Here is a 15,181-nt window from a genome sequence, read left to right on the forward strand (position 1 = left end):
CCCGATCGCGTCCCGCTCTGCCGCCGGACCGGCCCCCACCCCGGCGGCAGAGCGGGACGCGATCGGGGCCTCGCCCACCGACCGGGTACGCCAGGACCTCGACCACCTCGCCCGCCACCAGGGGAACCTCGGCCCCCGGCTGCGAGCCCTGCACAACGACCCACAGGGCCTCCTGGCCAAGGTCACAGAAGAAATCGAAACGTACTGGGAGCTGGCCCTGGCCCCCTACTGGGCACGAATCCGGGCCGTCCTGGACGCAGACATCCTCTACCGGGCCCGTCTGGCCGCCGAGCACGGAACCGGCCACCTCCTCAACGACCTGCACACGGCGCTGAGCTGGGACGGCAACGCACTGCGGATGGCCCGCCGAAAGCAGCCACTGACCCGCACGACAGCAGGCACAGGACTGCTGCTGATCCCCTCCGCCTTCACCGGACCGGGACTGCGCACCCGCACGACGCCGCCGGACCCGCCCCAACTCGCCTATCCGGCACGCGGTGTCGGCTCACTGTGGACGAAGCGCCCCGTCCCCCGGACCGACACCCTCTCCGCCGTACTGGGCCGCTCGCGGACCCTGCTGCTGACCGAGTTGGAGATCCCGGCCTCCACCACACAGCTGGCCCACCGCACCGGGCTCTCCCCCGCAGGGGTATCCCAATACCTCACCGCGCTGCGCAACGCGGGCCTGGTCAGCGCCCACCGCGCCGGCCGCTCCGTCCTCTACGCCCGCACCACCGCAGCCGCAACCCTCCTCCAAGCCGCCTCCGCCTGACCTCACGTCAACCCTCGAAGGATTCTCGGAGCCGACCACTTAGCTCCGCGGAGCCGGAGCCGCAGCCGCAGTACTGGAGATCACCACATCCGCCTCCGCGGACAGTGACAACCCGAACTCGATCCCGGTCTCGTCCGGCGCCTCGATCTCGGCCCTCACAACATCAGGTCGTCCGTCCGCCGCAGCAATCGGCAACTCAACGAGATAGGCCATGTCTCCCCCTCGGAGTCTTCCATGCACCACGCATGAAGCGAACGCGGGCCTTCGAACCCCTGGCACTCCAGCCGTAGATCGTGATCCTTACGGTTCAGGCTGCCCGGAACGTAGGCTGTCCGCTCCGCCTTCGGAAGCAGGAATGTCCGTGCGGCAGAGGTCCTTCAACGCTCACGGGCACGCCTTCAGCCCGTCCCGTACAACCGCACGGGCGCGCTTCGCGGCCTCCGGGTGGCCGTCCAGGTGCTCCATCATGCGGCAGGTGCCCACCAGGATCGCCGTCAGCTCCGGTACCTCCAGGTCCCGTCGCACCACGCCGGCCCGCTGGGCGCCATCGAGAAGCTCGGTGAGTACCTCGCCCATGGCGCGTCCAGCCTCGGAGGTGGCGGCCCGGACATCGACTCCCGCGCCCGCGAGCGCCGCAGCGAAGGCATTCTTCACCGGAGACTGATCCACTACCAGGTCGAAGAACGCGAAGAGAGCGCCCGTCGGGCCGATCTCTGCCGCCAGGCGTAGCCCCTCCTCGGCCAGCCGTTCCAATCGGCGGACGAGCACCGCTTCCAACAGGGCTTCCTTGGTGGGGAAATGCCGGAACACGGTGGCGATGCCGACGTTCGCATGGCGGGCGATCTCCTCCGTGGACGCGCCGGTGCCCCGCTCGGTGAAGACCTCCTCGGCGACCTCCAGCAGCCGCGCGCGGTTTCGCCGCGCGTCGGCGCGCAAGGGCTTCGCGCCCGTGACGGGCGGAGTCTGATCAGTCATCAAGTGTCCCTCACCATGCCTGGACAAACGGAGTCGCGTATCCGTATCGTCGGAAACGGAGTCGCCTATCCGATTATAGGCGGCAGGATCACTGAGGTCAGCCATGTCTGCACCAACTACGCCGCAGGAGATCTTCGGGCGATTGATCGGCCTCATCTCGGCGGGAAAGTGGAGCGAACTCACCGAGCTCTACGCGGAGGACGCCGAGGTGGAGATCGCCTTCTCGCCGGTTCCCCCACGCCGAATTCACGGACGGGCGGAACTCCGTAAGCACTTCGCCGCCTTGGAGGCCGCCGGCGCGATCCGCCTGCGCGCCGAGAACATTCACGTCCACAAGACCGACGACCCCGAGGTCGTGATCGCGGAGTTCGACTACGAGGGCATGCACCCTGCCACCGGCCGCACCTTCCGTACCGCCAACATTCAGGTACTGCGCATCAGGGACGGCCTGATAGTCGAGACCCGCGACTTCCACGACCACCTCGCCTTCGCCGCAGCGGACGGACGCGCGAGCCAGTTGCTCGCCGCGCTGGACCAGCAAGGGTGACTGATGCATGACGAGAGGTCGGGCTACCGCGAGTAGAAAGCATCCAGCCCATGATCACGCTGGGGCGGCAGCCTGGTGGCGGTAGTGGCTTGCTCGGGACCGGGCCTGGTCGCGGCGTCGCCAGTGGGACCAGCGGAGCCTGTGGGCCGTGTCGTGGATGCGCTGGGCGATGAGTGTGATGAACGGACGTGCGATCTCGCTGCAGGAAAACGGGATCAGGTCGTCCGGCACGGGATGGCGGGCGCCTTCGTCGGCGCGGACGACCGCCAGGAAGGCGTAGGCGAGCATGGCGAGGGTGACCCAGCGAAACCAGGACGCATAGCGGCGGAGTTGGTGCTCGTCCAGTCCGGCCAGGCCCTTTCCGGACTTGTCCGTGGCTGCACCCATGTGCGCATCGGCCCTCACCACCAAGATCACGATCTACCGCTGGAGTAGCAGTACTCCAGTCGTAGATCGTGATCTTCATGCCCGAGTGGCTCGCAGTAGCGGTCCAGATCGCGTGTTTCGAGGACGCGGCGGAAGTCGGCGTCGTGCTTGCCGCTTTCAGCGGATGCTGTCGGCCGGTGTCGAGCGAGTGTCCGTGCCCTGTCTGACAAGGACGACCAGTCGCTCTGCTTGAGTGGCGTCGGTGGTGGTCAGGGCGATCCCGTTGGCCAGGGCAAGTAGTTCCGATGCGTTGAGGTCGGCGCGGACAGCACCGGCGCTTTGCGCCCGGGTCAGCAGGGCGGACGCGGCTGTGTGCATCGACTGGTGCCAGCGGTCGAACAGCGCCGATCGCTGACCGGCGCGGTCATCAGTGATCGACAGCGCCAGTTCCCGCTTGGCTGCCACGTGTGCGATGAAATCCTGAAGCCAGGCGAAGAGGGCGTCGCCCGGAGGATCCTCGGCCAGTAGGGACTGGCTCCGGGCGTAGAGCTCGGCCACTTCCTCGGAGTAGACGGCGATGATCAGTTCGCGACGCGTCGGGAAGTGCCGATACATGGTGGCGTTGCCGACGCCGGCCCGACGGGCGACGTCGTCAAGCGGGGCGTCGACGCCGTGGTCGTGGAAGACGTCTCTGGCCGCGGCCACGAGCAGGTCGTAGTTGCGCTGGGCGTCCGCGCGACGACGACGCCGGGGTTCCGAACGCGGCGCAGGTCCGGCGCTCTGCGTTGGCATGACCCTCCTTGTTAATCGGGGACTTCCCCGGTTACGGTAGCCGAACACGGCAAACGGGGAGCTCCCCACTTACCGCCTCGTATTCCAACCAGAGGAGATGCCGCATGCCGCAGGGGACAAAAGACACCGCGCACCCAGGACCGGGAGAGATTCACCGGCGCATCGTCGAGAGCTACGCGCAGATCCTGGAAGGCCGGCTCGAAGACGCCCTGGAACTCATCGACCCCGAAGTCGTCGACCACCGGGGAGGCACCCAAGGCGATCACCGGGGACGCGAAGCCTGGCGGCAGAAGTGGGAGCAGATGAGCGCGGGCAGCGCGTTCCACGACGTCTCTGTGACGATTGAGCAGAACCTCGTCTCCGGCGACACCTCCGTCAACCGGTACACCAGCAGGGGCACCCACACAGACTCCGGCCGACGCTACGAAGTCCTCAGCATGGACATGGTCCGCGTCCGCAACGGCCGAATCGTCGAGCACTGGGCCCTGCGCGACGCCGATGCGATGCGCGACCAGTTGGGCCTGTGAAAGAACCTCCTGCCTCTGGATCTACGACTGGAGTAGTAGGCGCTGCTTCTCGGACCATGTTCGTAGCCAGATGGCGCGGGCTGCGAGTGTGCCGGTGCCGAGGTAGGTGTAGGCGCGTTTCTCGTAGCGGGTGGCGACGGCGCGGAAGCCCTTGAGGCGGTTGATGGTGCGTTCGACGGTGTTGCGCTTCTTGTAGTGCTCGCGGTCGAAGCCGTTGGGTCGGCCGCCTCGGGAACCTCGGTTCTTGCGATGCCTTTACTGGTCGAGGCGTTCGGGGACGGGGTGCCGGATTCCGCGTCTTCTCAGGTAGCGGCGGTTCGTGCGGGACGTGTAGGCCTTGTCCGCCAGGACAAGGCCGGGCGCGAGGCCGTCCGACTCCGTTGCGAGGCACGGAGATCAGCTCCAGCACGCACTCGACCTGCGGACCGTCCCCGTAGCGCCCGGGCGTCAGGACGATGGCGAGGGGGCGGCGTCATCCTTCGGCCGCGAGGTGGATCTTGGTGGTGAAGCCGCCTCGGGACCGTCCCAGGCATTCGCCGATTTGACCGCCTCCTCCAGCCGGACGAGCAGATTCCGCAGCACCGGATCGACCTGGTTCGTCCCTCGCCCGGCCCCCTTTCAGGGAATGACGGCCGGGGGCGCCCTTCTCGCACCGGCGGCGTGCTGGTGAGCCCGCACCACGGTGGAGTCCACCCACACGTCCCAGTCGATCCGGCCGACAGCGTCCTCGGCGGCCTGCACCTTCGAGAGCAACATCTGCCACGTTCCATCCGCTGGCCAGCGGCGATGACGCCTATAGACCGTCTCCCACGGCCCGAACCGCTCCGGTAGATTCCGCCCCGCCACCACACCATCGGGCGACAGCAAGACCACTCAAAGACTCACGAACCGCCCACTCAGAACCGCTCTGCGGCCGGGGGCAGTACTGGACTGCTGGTGCCCTGGTACGGCATCAGTTCCGGGGCGGGTTGTGGCCTGACCAGGGTGGTGCAGCGGGCCCAGATCAGAAGGGTAAGGGGGTAGACGGCGTAGCCGATGCGGGTTGCCGGAGACAGCAGGATGGCGATGGTGAGGCCGAGCGCGAGCCGGTGGGCGGCAGCCGCCGTGGTCGTCGGCGGCTGAACGATGAGCGACATGGCTGTGGCAATGGCGCCGACGCCTATCAGAACCACGGCGATGGTCTTTCCGTGGGGCAGCACGGCAGACAGGAGGGCGCCCAGGAGCGGGCTGGCGGCGGTCGAGGCAGTATCGCTCAGTCCGAAGGGGTAGAGCACCGCATTGTCGAGGAAGGCCTGCGGATCGGCCAGGAGCGGCGGCACGACCACCAACGCCGCCACTGCGACCGCCACTGCAGCCGCGGTCCTGGCCGCGCGTGATCCCTTGGTCGCAGCCAGGAGGACCACGATGACCGGTATGGCCGGCCACGCGGTCCACTTGAGAATGGATGCCGCTCCCAGTGCCAGACCCGCACCCACGGAACGGCCCCGGTGCGCGTATGCCAGGGCCAGAAGAACCAAGGCCACGACCACGGGATCGACTCCGCCTATGGCCAGCGGCAGCGCCACCACGGGGCAGGCCGCGATCCATGCCGCTCCCGTCACCGCCGTACGTCGGGCCTGCGGCCGGCCCTTGACCAGCACGGCCACGGCAGCGGCCAGCGCGGCAACGAACCCGGCCAGACTCCACAGGCGGGCGCTGGAGAACACTCCCGCGCCGAACAGCGCGTGGGGGAGCCCGAAGAGGGCCATGCCGGGCAGGTAGGGGTTGAAGTCACGCACCGCGACCGGATGCGAGAGGTAAGGGGTGCCGGTCTCCAGGAAGTGCTGGGCGGACCGTTCGACGACGCCGACCTCCATCTGCTGCAGGCCCACGGCAGTCAGCCACACCAGTGGAACGGCCAGCGCGCCGACGACGCCGATCAGGGCCACCACACGAGACCACTGGACACGGGAACCCAGCGACACCAGCGCGGCACAGGCATAGGCGACAGCGGCGGCAAGTCCCCACCGGTGCTGCGATGTGTTGGATGCGGAAGCAAGCCCCACGCCCAGGGCCATCAAGGAGCTCGCCGCCAATGCCCACAGGTCCCACCGGCGGACAGCCATGCTGGAGCGGCGACCCGGACGTTGACCGGAGGCATCTGAGAATCGGGGTATATACACGCAAAGGGGCCTTGTCTAGAAAGTCGTCTTCACAAGTGAACAGACGCGCAGCAACCGGTTGGATGCGTTGGCGAACCGGGCGCCCGCTGTCGGGTGGCCGGCATGGCGCCCTGCGTGACGTGAGGCGCGTTTCAGCGCATGCTGATCCGCGCCCTGGCGTCTTCCCCCTGCACGAGAGCGCACAGGACCGCGCCCGACACACCTCATCCAATCCAGTGCAGGTCGGGGGGACCAGGAAGTTCGACCGGTAGATAGAGCGGCCCGCATACTTCTGCCGGTGAGTACTACCAGTAGGTACGCCGTTCCGGCCGGGCCACGCGAACCAGGGGGACCACAGCTGTGAGCGACAACAAGTTCGGCGAGCGTCTGCACGCACTGCGCACGGGAGCGGGCATCAGCCAGGAGCGGCTGGCCCAGCGGGCGGGGATCAGTGTGCGGGCGCTGTCGGACATGGAGCGCGGGCGGACGCGAGGGCCGAGGCAGCGCACGGTGGAGGCATTGGTATCGGCCTTGGGAGTGGATGGCGTTGTGGGCCGTGAGCTGGAGGACGCCGCCCGGTCGGGTCGTCCGCGGGCCGTCGGCGGGACGGGGCCCAGGTCGTCGGCCGGGACAGGACAGGCGCGGGGTTGGCGGCTGGGCACGGGCTGGCGTTGCCGCGCGATCTTTGTGACTTCACCGCCCGCGGCCCCGCCCTGGCCGGGCTGCGGGTCCTGGCCGAGCACCTCGATCCCGCCCGACCGCCGGTCGCCGTAATCTGCGGGCAGCCCGGGCTGGGCAAGACCGCCTTCGCCGTGCACGCCGCCCATACTCTGGCGCCAGGTTTCCCGGACGGGCAGTACGCCGTCGACCTGCGCGGCATGGACCCGAAGCCCACACCGCCGCGCGAGGTGCTCGCCCGGCTCCTCTACGCGCTCGGTGTGGCCGAGACCGCTGTACCGGCCGCCACCGACGAGCGCAGCGGTCTGCTGCGCTCGGTGCTGCGCGAGCGCCGGGTACTGCTCCTTTTGGACAACGCCGCCGACGAGGACCAGGTCCGCCCCCTACTGCCCGGCCACGGCGCCTGTCTGACCCTGGTCACCAGCCGCCGCTCGCTGGCCGGCCTGGAAGCCGTCCACCGCACGGAGCTGGCGCTGCTGCGCCGGGAGGAAGCGGTCGAACTCCTCACCCGCGTCATCGGGCTGGAGCGGGTCGAGCGGGAGACACAGGCCGCCCGCGACCTCGCGGAACTCTGTGGGTACTTGCCCTTGGCAGTGCGCATCGCCGCCCAGCGCCTGGCCTCCCGGCCCGGCGAGACCCTGGCCAAACTCGTTACCCAGCTCACCGCTCACGGGGACCGCCTGGACACCCTGCAGGCAGGATCCCTGCAGATACGGTCCGCCTTCACCTTGTCCTACCGTCAGCTCAGCCCGGCCGCCCGCACCGTCTTCCGCCGCGCCTCACTCGCCTGCGGCCCCGACTTCAGCCCCACCACCGCGGCCCTCCTGGCAGGCATACCCCGACGCCAGGCCGCGCGCTGCACCGAACGGCTGACCGACGCCGGACTGCTCCAGCCCCACTCCACCGCCGACCGCTACCGCTTCCACGACCTCCTGCGCCTGTTCGCCGCCGAACAACTGGTCGAGGATGACGATCCCACCCAGATCGCCGCTGCCCGGGACCGGGCCGCCCACTGGATCCTGCGCCGGGCAACCGCCGCCGCACTGCGCTTCGATGCCGACCGCCACCAGGACGCGCCCGAAGGCGACCCCGACCTGGCCACCGCGCCCACCGGCCGCGAGCAGGCCCGGATCTGGCTGGAGGCCGAGCGGCCCCAGTGGCTCGCGGCCCTGGGCCAGGCCCAGGCGGCAGGCCGGCACCAGCAGGTCATCGACGCCGCCGAAGCGATGCACTGGTTTTCCGACGTGACCGCGCACTGGGAGCTGTGGGCGGAGGTGTTCCAGCGGGCCGTTGACTCCGCCCGCGCGCTCGGCAGCAGGCGCGACGAGGCCGTCCACCTCAACTACCTCGCCTGGGCCTACAACTTCTGCCTCCACGACTACCCCGCCGCCCTGGCCGCCGCACAAGCCGCCCTGGCCGCGGCATACGAGGCCGCAGACCAGCTCCAAGCGGGGTGGGCCCTGGGCTACGAGGCAGGAGCACTCCGTCGGCTCGGACGGACCGACGAGTCCATTGCCCGGCTGCACGAAGCAGCCGCCCACCTCGGGAACCACACAGACGCGCAAGTCCGCCTCGCCGAACTCACCATTCTCAACACCCTGGGCCAGCACCTGCGCTACGCCAACCGGACGGACGAGGCCCTGGTCATCCACCGGCGCAGCGAAGCTCTCTGCCTCGCCGGAGTGCCGGGGAAGCCGCGCGACCTCGTCGCCTCTTATCTGGCGCAGACCCGCCACAACCTCGGCAGTGACCTCATGGCCCTGGGGCAATGGGGCCAGGCCGAATCCCCTTTGCGTGCCGCCCTGGCCCACTTCGAGGCAGGCCGGATGCCTGCCTGGAGCGAACCCGTCCGCCTCGACCTCGGCATTACCCTGCGCCACCTCAACCGCCACCACGAGGCCCGCGCGACGTTGACCACGGCCCACCGCACCCTCGTCGGGCTCAACAATCCCCGCCAGCGCGAAGCCGCCGACGAACTGTGCCAAGTCACCGCAGGGTTCGGCATCGCCGGCCAGTCGACCGGCTGAGACGCCTCGTTCCTCCAGATGCGACCGCCGCCCGCATCGTGGAACTGGTGCCCGTCCCAACGGCGGGGAAGCGGTTTTCGCCCGGCCCCGCACTGCCGTGCCTGCCGACACGTCCGGCGGCGTGCTGTCACCGACAACGCCGCAACTGTTGTTCAGCCTCTTAGCCCCCGTTACGACAACGAGGTGTCGCGGTCACGATGGGCGCGGACCGCGGGCAGGGCCGCAAGCGGTTCGGGTGGAACACGGAACGGATTCGCACGCCGTCAGCACTACGTTTCGGTGCGTCCCCTTCGCTGGAGCCGCCGGTCGTGCTTCCTGAGCGGTACGGGAGCGCCCGGGGTTGCGGCCGTGCCGGCGCACCGGCCGGCCGCACCGGACTCGAAGCGCGCTTCGCCCGATCGAAGATCACGCCGGCAGCTGACCCGTACGGTCGGCCGGGCAGGAGCTGGACTCCGCTGTCGCCCGGTCAGTCGGACGTCGGTGGTGCGAGCAGCACCTCGACTTCGCGGGCGCGCAGCGCGTCGAGCAGGGCCGGGTCAGCCGAGGTGTCGGTGACGAGGGTCCAGCCGGGCTGCCAGGGTGCCCAGGCGTGGAAGGGGGAGGCTCCCAGCTTCGCCGCGTGGGCGAGGACGTACACCCGGTGCGACCGGCGCGCCATCAGTTCCTTGAGCCTGATCTGCTCCGCGTCGGCCTCGCAGATCCCGAGTGCGGGAGAGACGCCGTCCGTACCGAGGAACACCGCGTCGAAGGTCATGCGTTCCAGCGCCGCTTCGGCGAGCGGGCCGACGAACGCGTGACTGAGCGGCCGGTAGTGGCCACCCAGGCAGGTGAGGTGCACGCCTTCGGCCCCGCCGAGTTCGAACACCGCGGACAGACTGGGAGTCGCGACGGTGACCCCGTCCGCCACCCCGCGCAGGGCCCGGGCCAGTGCGGCCACCGTGGAACCGGCGTCGAAGAGGACCGTGGCGCCCGCTGCGATGCGGGTCAACGCGAGCGCCGCGATGGCCCGCTTGGCCTCGGCCGCCTCGTCCGTGCGCCGCTGCAGGGACGTCTCGGCGGAAGCGGTCAGCGCCATGGCTCCGCCGTACGTGCGTGCGAGGCGTCCGTCGGTGGTGAGGCGGGCGAGGTCACGGCGGATCGTGGACGGGCTCACCGCGAAGCGGACACTGAGATCGTCCACTCCCGTCGGACCGGCGTCCTGGGCCAGCTCCACGATGCTTTCGCACCTGGCGCGGGCTTCCGCACTGGTCATCGGTGCCTTTCGGTGGCAAGGGCGACCGCTTGGCGAAGCGCCTCGACCATGCTGCCGCCCCGGGCGGTGCCGGTTCCGGCGATGTCGAAGGCGGTGCCGTGGTCGACGGAAGTGCGGATGACGGGGAGTCCGACGGTGACGTTGACGCCGTTCTCGATGCGTTCTCACCGGCATCGCCCTGACGGTCGCGCTCACCTCCGGAATCCCGGCCGTCCTGCGGGTCTGGGGTGTCTGGGCCGTAACGGCGGGCATCGCGCAGCTCGCCGTGGGTCTGGTCCGGCGCCGGATGGGCGGGCAGTGGCCGATGATCGTGAGCGGCGCAATTTCCACCCTCGCCGGCGCGAGCTTCTTCCTTCAGGCCGGCAAGGACGGAGCCACGCTCACGAATCTCGCCGGATACGCGTTCCTCGGCGGCGTCTTCTTCCTCGTCTCCGCACTCCGCCTCAAGGCCGCGGACCGGAAGAGCTGATGGCCCGTCGATGCCGATGGCAGGCATGCTGACGGCGGGACTTGGGGCTCATCCGCCCACAGCAGCTCGGACCGGCCCGCCCGCGTCGTGAACCCGCGCGGGTGGACCGGTCAGGGGGCGCAGGACAGCGGGGCACAGCCAGGTCCGGCGCCCCTATGGTCGTGCGCCAAGCCAAAGAGAGACGCGACCGGGCGCGGCACCCGTTCGACACTTTCTGGCAGCTCTTGCGCAGGTCGGTGGTGGCCTGCCGGTTCTGCTTGCCATCCGTTCTGCCGACCGTGCGCCACCCGCCGCCGTCAGGGATGTTGCCGCGCTTCTTGATGTTGCCGTGACGGGTCAGGATCCGGTGCACCGGGGAAGCGGCCGGACCGAGGATCGGGCCGATCCTGGCCGGACCGAGCTTGCGAGCCTGCCACAGATCACAGACAACGGCTTCCGTCTCGGAGGCTGTGCGGTGCGGCGTCGTGTGCGGCCGGCTCGAGCGGTCGAACAGCCCCGTGTCGCCTTCCGCCCGCCACCGTCGCACCCACTTGTGTGGAACCGAACCTGATTGTTTCCCACTCTCAGAGGTCGCTGTCGATCCCGGTGACGGCAGGTGTTCCCAATGGTGCGTCCTCCCCCGAGAACCCCGTCTCCTGCAGGGCGGCGGATACGAGCCCCACGGCATCCAGTTCAGCCTGGTACCGGTCCGCGGCTTCGACTTCGAGGCGGATGGAGAAGGTGCCATCATCGTTGACACTGAGCAGATCGAGCCCTTCACTCTCGCTCAGGTCGGTGTGCTGCTCAGCCAGCCTGCCCTCCAGAGTCGCGCAGGACGTGTCTGTGATGCCGGCAACAAAGGTTCCGGGCACAGTGATGACAAAGGTGGTCATGACAGCTCCTCACGTACAGCGGGGACTTTCTCACGTATCGCTCCGGCTTCCCTGATTCTCAGAAGTTATCGAGGAACCCGCCGTGCGGCCGCTGATCAGGCGCCGCAGCTTCCTCGTGCCGCATGCCCCGACCGGATCGTCGGATGGCGTCACTGCGGCGACCCGCCCGGGAGGAGGACGCTGGCTGACCGTGCGGCATGTGGAAGGGCCCGAACCGGCGCGCGGTGGCGCCGAACAATGCATCGGCAGGTCACGCCACTACGTCGACGGACTCACCGGTCTGGGCGGCCTCAGCAGCGGCCGGCAGTCACCGAGCTCCAGATCCATACTCTCCGCAGCAACCTCCTGTCGGGCGGCCGCGTCTCCTTCCCGCATCCCCGTAGCCCCGCATGCTCACCTGGTCAGAGCATTCTGCTGATCTGGAGAGCCTTGCGGACGCCTGATCGGATGCTGCGACCAACGCCCCGGCATGCGGCGTGACGAGCAGCGTCACGTACGAAGGTGGCAGAAGTGACACCACCGACGCGTCTGGCCTGCGCGGCCCGCTCGCGCGAGAGAGGGAGATCGAGTGTGGAGCGTCCGAAGTACCCCTGAGCATGTGGACGGGCAACGGCGTGTCACGGACGGTGAGAGCGCGCGAGGCAAGGTCTCGTATTGCAGGTCACCCACCCGGGAACGGACTCCCAGCTCCCGGTGCTGCCAGGTCTTCGCGCGCGCTGCGGGAGCGGCGGGATGGGGCGAAGGTGGAGGTATGACTATGTCACTGACTCCACCGGGAGAGACACCACCGGCCGAGGGCTCCATAGGCGAAGTCCATCGGCAACCGGCGGACGGAGGTATCTGGGAACACCCAAGGTTCTGGGCAGGACTGATCCTCCTGGGATCGATCTTCTTCGCCGCATACTTCATAGGGCGGATATTCGGCTACGGATGACCCCTGGCGCTTGGCGAGGTACGGAGACTCATGCCTCCAGCCGCAGAATGCTGGCCCCGCGGCCTCCGGCCCCGGCGGACTCGTGACCGGCTTCGGCTTCGGCTTCGGCTTCGGCTTCGGCTTCGGCGCATCTCTACCGGCACGTGGCACGCACGGAGGTGATGCCGTGCCCCTCCGCGCTACAGGACCACAGCGTGATAGGTGTGCTTCCGAGGGGGTGGTTCTGCATGTCGTACTGCGCCCACCGGCCCGCACCTCGACGCCCGTGCGGCGGTCGGCGTCCGTTTCCCCTTCCGCCGCAGAACCCACCGACGTCGAGGCCCCGCCGAACCTGGCTCCGGCGGCATTTAGAGCGGCGGCTCTTTCGGGACGAGACGGCACCGGAACAGGCGCCGTCGGAGGGCGGAAGCCGCGAGCACGTCGCTCGGCGCTGCACTCCCGTCAGAAGGCGTACCTGACGTGCAGCCATGGCGCATGGGTGGACAGCAAGTGCCGAAGCCGGGCCAGCGACTCCCGTTTGATCGCCGGGGAGTAGCGGACGTTGAGGGATCCGTTCTGCGAGCGCTTGGCCTCCTGGGCCTCCGGCTGCCACAGCACCTCCTCTGCGCGAGGATGCCAGCCCAGGTTGACCTCGTGGAGCGACTGGTTGTGCGTCAACATGATGATCTCGGCGGCCGCCTGGCGCTTCACACGGGCGGGCAGGACATCGTCGAGCTGGGTCAGCAGCTCGGCCCAGTCCAGCTGCCATCCCGGTCGCAGGACTACGGGCGAGAGGTTGAAGTGCACCTCGTACCCGGCGTCGAAGAAGTCGGCGGCTGCCGCGATCCGCTCGTGGATCGAGCTGGTGCGGATGTCGAGCAGACGGGCGTCTTGATGTGGCATGAGGGAGAAGCGCACCCTCGTACGCCCCTGCGGGTCGAGCGCGAGCAGGTCGGGGTTGACGAACTTCGTCGCAAAGGATGCTTTCGCCGTCGGCAGGCCACGAAAGGCAGCGATGAGATCGGACGTGTTGTCGCAGATCAGGGCATCGACGGAACAGTCGCCGTTCTCTCCGATGTCGTAGACCCACGCCCGGGGGTCGCACTGGTTGGGTTCCGTCTTCCGGCCTTGGGCCCTCACGTGGCGGCGGACATGGGCCACGATCTCCTCGATGTTGGTGAACAGCGTGATGGGGTTGGCGTAACCCTTTCGGCGAGGGACGTAGCAGTAGGCGCAAGCCATTGCACATCCGTTCGACGGCCCTGGGGCGATCCAATCGGCCGACCTGCCATTGGGGCGCGTCCGGAGCGTGTGTTTCACACCGAGGACAAGCGTGTCGGTCTTGATACGCACCCATCGGCCGATGTTTCCGTCGTTGCCGTGGAGGGCGGGAATACGCCAGTGGCTTGCGACCTCGGTCACGCGTACTCCTGGGAGCCGGCCCACGATCTGTCGGCCTCGTGGGGAATCCAGTGCGGCCGGCTCCGCGTAGATCTCGCGCACGTCAAGCATCCGGCGGGCCTCCGGCCCGTCCCGGAACGCGGGTAGTACGGCCGGCTCGGGTGCGATGTCCGACCACCCGAAAAGTGGCAGCTGTCGGGGTGCTCCCGACCCGTACTCCGCCGGCTGCTGATTCACGTGTCTGTCCAATCCAGGCCCTGCGCCGGAGGCGGGTGCTCCAGCCGAGAACCCGCTCGTCCGTACTGATCGTCGTGTCGAGGCGGCATGCGCCGCGCTTGCGCCTGCTCCAGCAAGCGTCGAGATCAAGGAGTCTGGTCAGTCCCCCACCGTCGTGCGCGTCGCATATGAACCCGCCCCGGTGCCGAAGGATGAATCTCCCGGGGACGGCGGGGCGGGGCCGATCCCCGCACCGCCCCGTAAGGACGGCCTGACCGGCGAGGCCACCGAGGTCGCTCATCCGGCCGGTGCACGCGCCGCGGAGGCGTGGCGCTCTGTGCTCGGACCGCCGCCGTCAGAACTTGGGGGGCACACCCAACGAATCCGTGCGACGTGTGACCGGTGGGCTCTCTGCCGTTGCTCGCTTGACCCGCTTCACGTGAGTGCTCGGTGGCGAGCTACTTGTCCAGTTCTCCCGAGTCCATGTTCGCAGCGCCATTGAAATGATCGAGCCTGTCCTGGCGCCCCTCGTCACCCCGATCACTCATGAGCTGCCCCCGCCCTTCTTCCTGCGCAGTGATTCCGGACGGTGTACGGCCTTCTTGCCCGTCTTGGCGCTGCGCACCTCGTATTGAGGGTCCTCTTTGGAGGCGTCCACCGTCCTGCCCGCCGCCTGGCCACGCTTCTGCACCTTCCGAGTCACAGAGCCTTCCACGTCATGCCCGTGGCTTCGCCAGGTGACGTCGTCGCCCTTGGACAGGCCCTTGTCATTCTTCACCATGGTGGGTCTCCCTTTTCAGTCGTCGGCGGGTGCGGCCGCGGGGCCGCACCCGTGCCCCCTGCCTCACCAGGCCACATTCGCGGCTGCACATCCCCTGCGCACGATGACGGACTGCGCTCATCCGCTTGACCTGTGGCGGAGAGGCCGGGACAAGCCTGCCCGGTTGACCGCACATCGTCATGGCCACAGGAGCCATGCGTGTCGCGCGAGGCTGTGGGGCTCGACCCGGGAAGCCGATCCGGCCGACCGGTGAGGCGTGGCGATGCCACGCCGACGACATGCTTGCGGCCGTGGCACCCCGGATCCGCCTTCAACGACGGTGCAACGGGTCGGTCCCGGCGTTCGCGCGCCGAACCTGCGAGCCACCGCGCCGGGCTCATCGCCTCGGCACCCGCCCCTCGCCCCCATCACCCGGCCCCACACCGGCGCTGTTTCCTCAACCAGCCCGTGGG

The 15,181-nt window shown here is 68.9% G+C and carries 12 protein-coding genes and 6 pseudogenes; 7 read left to right on the forward strand and 11 right to left on the reverse strand.

Translation table 11 applies throughout. From position 1 onward, the window contains the following. Nucleotides 1–772 (forward strand): ArsR/SmtB family transcription factor (locus tag JGS39_RS24205; protein WP_219571562.1); only part of this gene is annotated, 772 nt, incomplete at its 5' end. 384 nt (nucleotides 773–1,156) lie between these two features. Here JGS39_RS24205 and JGS39_RS24210 read toward each other — a convergent pair. Then, entirely contained in the window at nucleotides 1,157–1,747 is a 591-nt protein-coding gene (locus JGS39_RS24210; protein ID WP_219571563.1) for a TetR/AcrR family transcriptional regulator, read from the reverse strand. Between the two features lie 103 nt (nucleotides 1,748–1,850). Between JGS39_RS24210 and JGS39_RS24215 the strand changes: the two genes are divergently transcribed. Continuing rightward, nucleotides 1,851–2,294: a nuclear transport factor 2 family protein gene (locus JGS39_RS24215; RefSeq protein WP_219571564.1), complete on the forward strand. Its 444-nt coding sequence runs from the start codon at nucleotides 1,851–1,853 to the stop codon at nucleotides 2,292–2,294. A 54-nt stretch (nucleotides 2,295–2,348) separates the two neighbouring features. On the opposite strand, the pseudogene JGS39_RS24220 reads toward JGS39_RS24215, so the two are convergent. Beyond that, a pseudogene (locus JGS39_RS24220) lies at nucleotides 2,349–2,669 on the reverse strand (IS701 family transposase); the annotation flags it as partial. Nucleotides 2,670–2,837: 168 nt separating this feature from the next. Continuing rightward, nucleotides 2,838–3,452 carry a TetR/AcrR family transcriptional regulator gene (locus JGS39_RS24225; protein ID WP_236063656.1) on the reverse strand — a complete coding sequence of 205 codons (615 nt, stop codon included), beginning with the start codon at nucleotides 3,450–3,452 and terminating at the stop codon, nucleotides 2,838–2,840. A gap of 104 nt (nucleotides 3,453–3,556) precedes the next feature. Here JGS39_RS24225 and JGS39_RS24230 point away from each other — a divergent pair, with 104 nt between their 5' ends. Next, nucleotides 3,557–3,979 carry an ester cyclase gene (locus JGS39_RS24230; protein WP_219571566.1) on the forward strand — a complete coding sequence of 141 codons (423 nt, stop codon included), beginning with the start codon at nucleotides 3,557–3,559 and terminating at the stop codon, nucleotides 3,977–3,979. Nucleotides 3,980–4,000: 21 nt separating this feature from the next. On the opposite strand, the pseudogene JGS39_RS41005 reads toward JGS39_RS24230, so the two are convergent. Both JGS39_RS41005 and JGS39_RS24240 read right to left on the reverse strand, forming a co-directional pair. After that, a pseudogene (locus tag JGS39_RS41005) lies at nucleotides 4,001–4,825 on the reverse strand (IS5 family transposase); the annotation flags it as partial. A 50-nt stretch (nucleotides 4,826–4,875) separates the two neighbouring features. Next, entirely contained in the window at nucleotides 4,876–5,910 is a 1,035-nt protein-coding gene (locus tag JGS39_RS24240) for a glycosyltransferase 87 family protein (protein ID WP_219571568.1), read from the reverse strand. A gap of 570 nt (nucleotides 5,911–6,480) precedes the next feature. Here JGS39_RS24240 and JGS39_RS41960 point away from each other — a divergent pair. Both JGS39_RS41960 and JGS39_RS24245 read left to right on the forward strand, forming a co-directional pair. Beyond that, nucleotides 6,481–6,609: pseudogene (locus JGS39_RS41960) on the forward strand (helix-turn-helix domain-containing protein); the annotation flags it as partial. Between the two features lie 158 nt (nucleotides 6,610–6,767). Further along, complete coding sequence (locus tag JGS39_RS24245) at nucleotides 6,768–8,825, forward strand: NB-ARC domain-containing protein (protein ID WP_372456159.1); 2,058 nt, start codon at nucleotides 6,768–6,770, stop codon at nucleotides 8,823–8,825. A 466-nt stretch (nucleotides 8,826–9,291) separates the two neighbouring features. On the opposite strand, the gene JGS39_RS24250 is transcribed toward JGS39_RS24245, so the two are convergent. Next, nucleotides 9,292–10,077 carry a DeoR/GlpR family DNA-binding transcription regulator gene (locus JGS39_RS24250; RefSeq protein WP_219571569.1) on the reverse strand — a complete coding sequence of 262 codons (786 nt, stop codon included), beginning with the start codon at nucleotides 10,075–10,077 and terminating at the stop codon, nucleotides 9,292–9,294. After that, a pseudogene (locus tag JGS39_RS24255) lies at nucleotides 10,074–10,235 on the reverse strand (4-hydroxythreonine-4-phosphate dehydrogenase PdxA); the annotation flags it as partial. The gene JGS39_RS24250 and the pseudogene JGS39_RS24255, both read right to left, overlap by 4 nt. Before the next feature lie 5 nt (nucleotides 10,236–10,240). Between JGS39_RS24255 and JGS39_RS24260 the strand changes: the two are divergent. Further along, a pseudogene (locus tag JGS39_RS24260) lies at nucleotides 10,241–10,546 on the forward strand (DUF308 domain-containing protein); the annotation flags it as partial. 223 nt (nucleotides 10,547–10,769) lie between these two features. Here the strand turns inward: JGS39_RS24260 and JGS39_RS41015 are convergent. Together JGS39_RS41015 and JGS39_RS24270 are read right to left on the reverse strand one after the other, a co-directional pair. Further along, nucleotides 10,770–11,096, reverse strand: a pseudogene (locus JGS39_RS41015) (leucine zipper domain-containing protein); the annotation flags it as partial. A gap of 13 nt (nucleotides 11,097–11,109) precedes the next feature. Next, on the reverse strand, nucleotides 11,110–11,418 hold the full coding sequence (locus JGS39_RS24270) for a hypothetical protein (protein ID WP_219571571.1): 309 nt from the start codon (nucleotides 11,416–11,418) through the stop codon (nucleotides 11,110–11,112). Between the two features lie 598 nt (nucleotides 11,419–12,016). Here JGS39_RS24270 and JGS39_RS41700 point away from each other — a divergent pair. Further along, nucleotides 12,017–12,352: a DUF6480 family protein gene (locus JGS39_RS41700; protein WP_308120656.1), complete on the forward strand. Its 336-nt coding sequence runs from the start codon at nucleotides 12,017–12,019 to the stop codon at nucleotides 12,350–12,352. A gap of 441 nt (nucleotides 12,353–12,793) precedes the next feature. Here the strand turns inward: JGS39_RS41700 and JGS39_RS24280 are convergent, their stop codons facing one another. Both JGS39_RS24280 and JGS39_RS24285 read right to left on the reverse strand, forming a co-directional pair. Beyond that, nucleotides 12,794–13,924, reverse strand: coding sequence for a spore photoproduct lyase family protein (locus JGS39_RS24280; protein ID WP_372456160.1), 1,131 nt, complete (start codon nucleotides 13,922–13,924; stop codon nucleotides 12,794–12,796). A gap of 568 nt (nucleotides 13,925–14,492) precedes the next feature. Further along, nucleotides 14,493–14,729 carry a hypervirulence associated TUDOR domain-containing protein gene (locus JGS39_RS24285; protein ID WP_219571574.1) on the reverse strand — a complete coding sequence of 79 codons (237 nt, stop codon included), beginning with the start codon at nucleotides 14,727–14,729 and terminating at the stop codon, nucleotides 14,493–14,495. Nucleotides 14,730–15,181 lie beyond the last annotated feature (452 nt).

This window comes from Streptomyces poriferorum (genome assembly GCF_019399235.1).
Taxonomy (GTDB): Bacteria; Actinomycetota; Actinomycetes; order Streptomycetales; family Streptomycetaceae; genus Streptomyces; species Streptomyces poriferorum.

What these genes read in the sequence shown, in the direction of transcription:
- JGS39_RS24210 (WP_219571563.1), bottom strand. Translation starts at nt 1,747, where the DNA reads ATGACTGATCAGACTCCGCCCGTCACGGGCGCGAAGCCCTTGCGCGCC.
- JGS39_RS24215 (WP_219571564.1), top strand. Translation starts at nt 1,851, where the DNA reads ATGTCTGCACCAACTACGCCGCAGGAGATCTTCGGGCGATTGATCGGC.
- JGS39_RS24225 (WP_236063656.1), bottom strand. Translation starts at nt 3,452, where the DNA reads ATGCCAACGCAGAGCGCCGGACCTGCGCCGCGTTCGGAACCCCGGCGT.
- JGS39_RS24230 (WP_219571566.1), top strand. Translation starts at nt 3,557, where the DNA reads ATGCCGCAGGGGACAAAAGACACCGCGCACCCAGGACCGGGAGAGATT.
- JGS39_RS24250 (WP_219571569.1), bottom strand. Translation starts at nt 10,077, where the DNA reads ATGACCAGTGCGGAAGCCCGCGCCAGGTGCGAAAGCATCGTGGAGCTG.
- JGS39_RS24270 (WP_219571571.1), bottom strand. Translation starts at nt 11,418, where the DNA reads ATGACCACCTTTGTCATCACTGTGCCCGGAACCTTTGTTGCCGGCATC.
- JGS39_RS24285 (WP_219571574.1), bottom strand. Translation starts at nt 14,729, where the DNA reads ATGGTGAAGAATGACAAGGGCCTGTCCAAGGGCGACGACGTCACCTGG.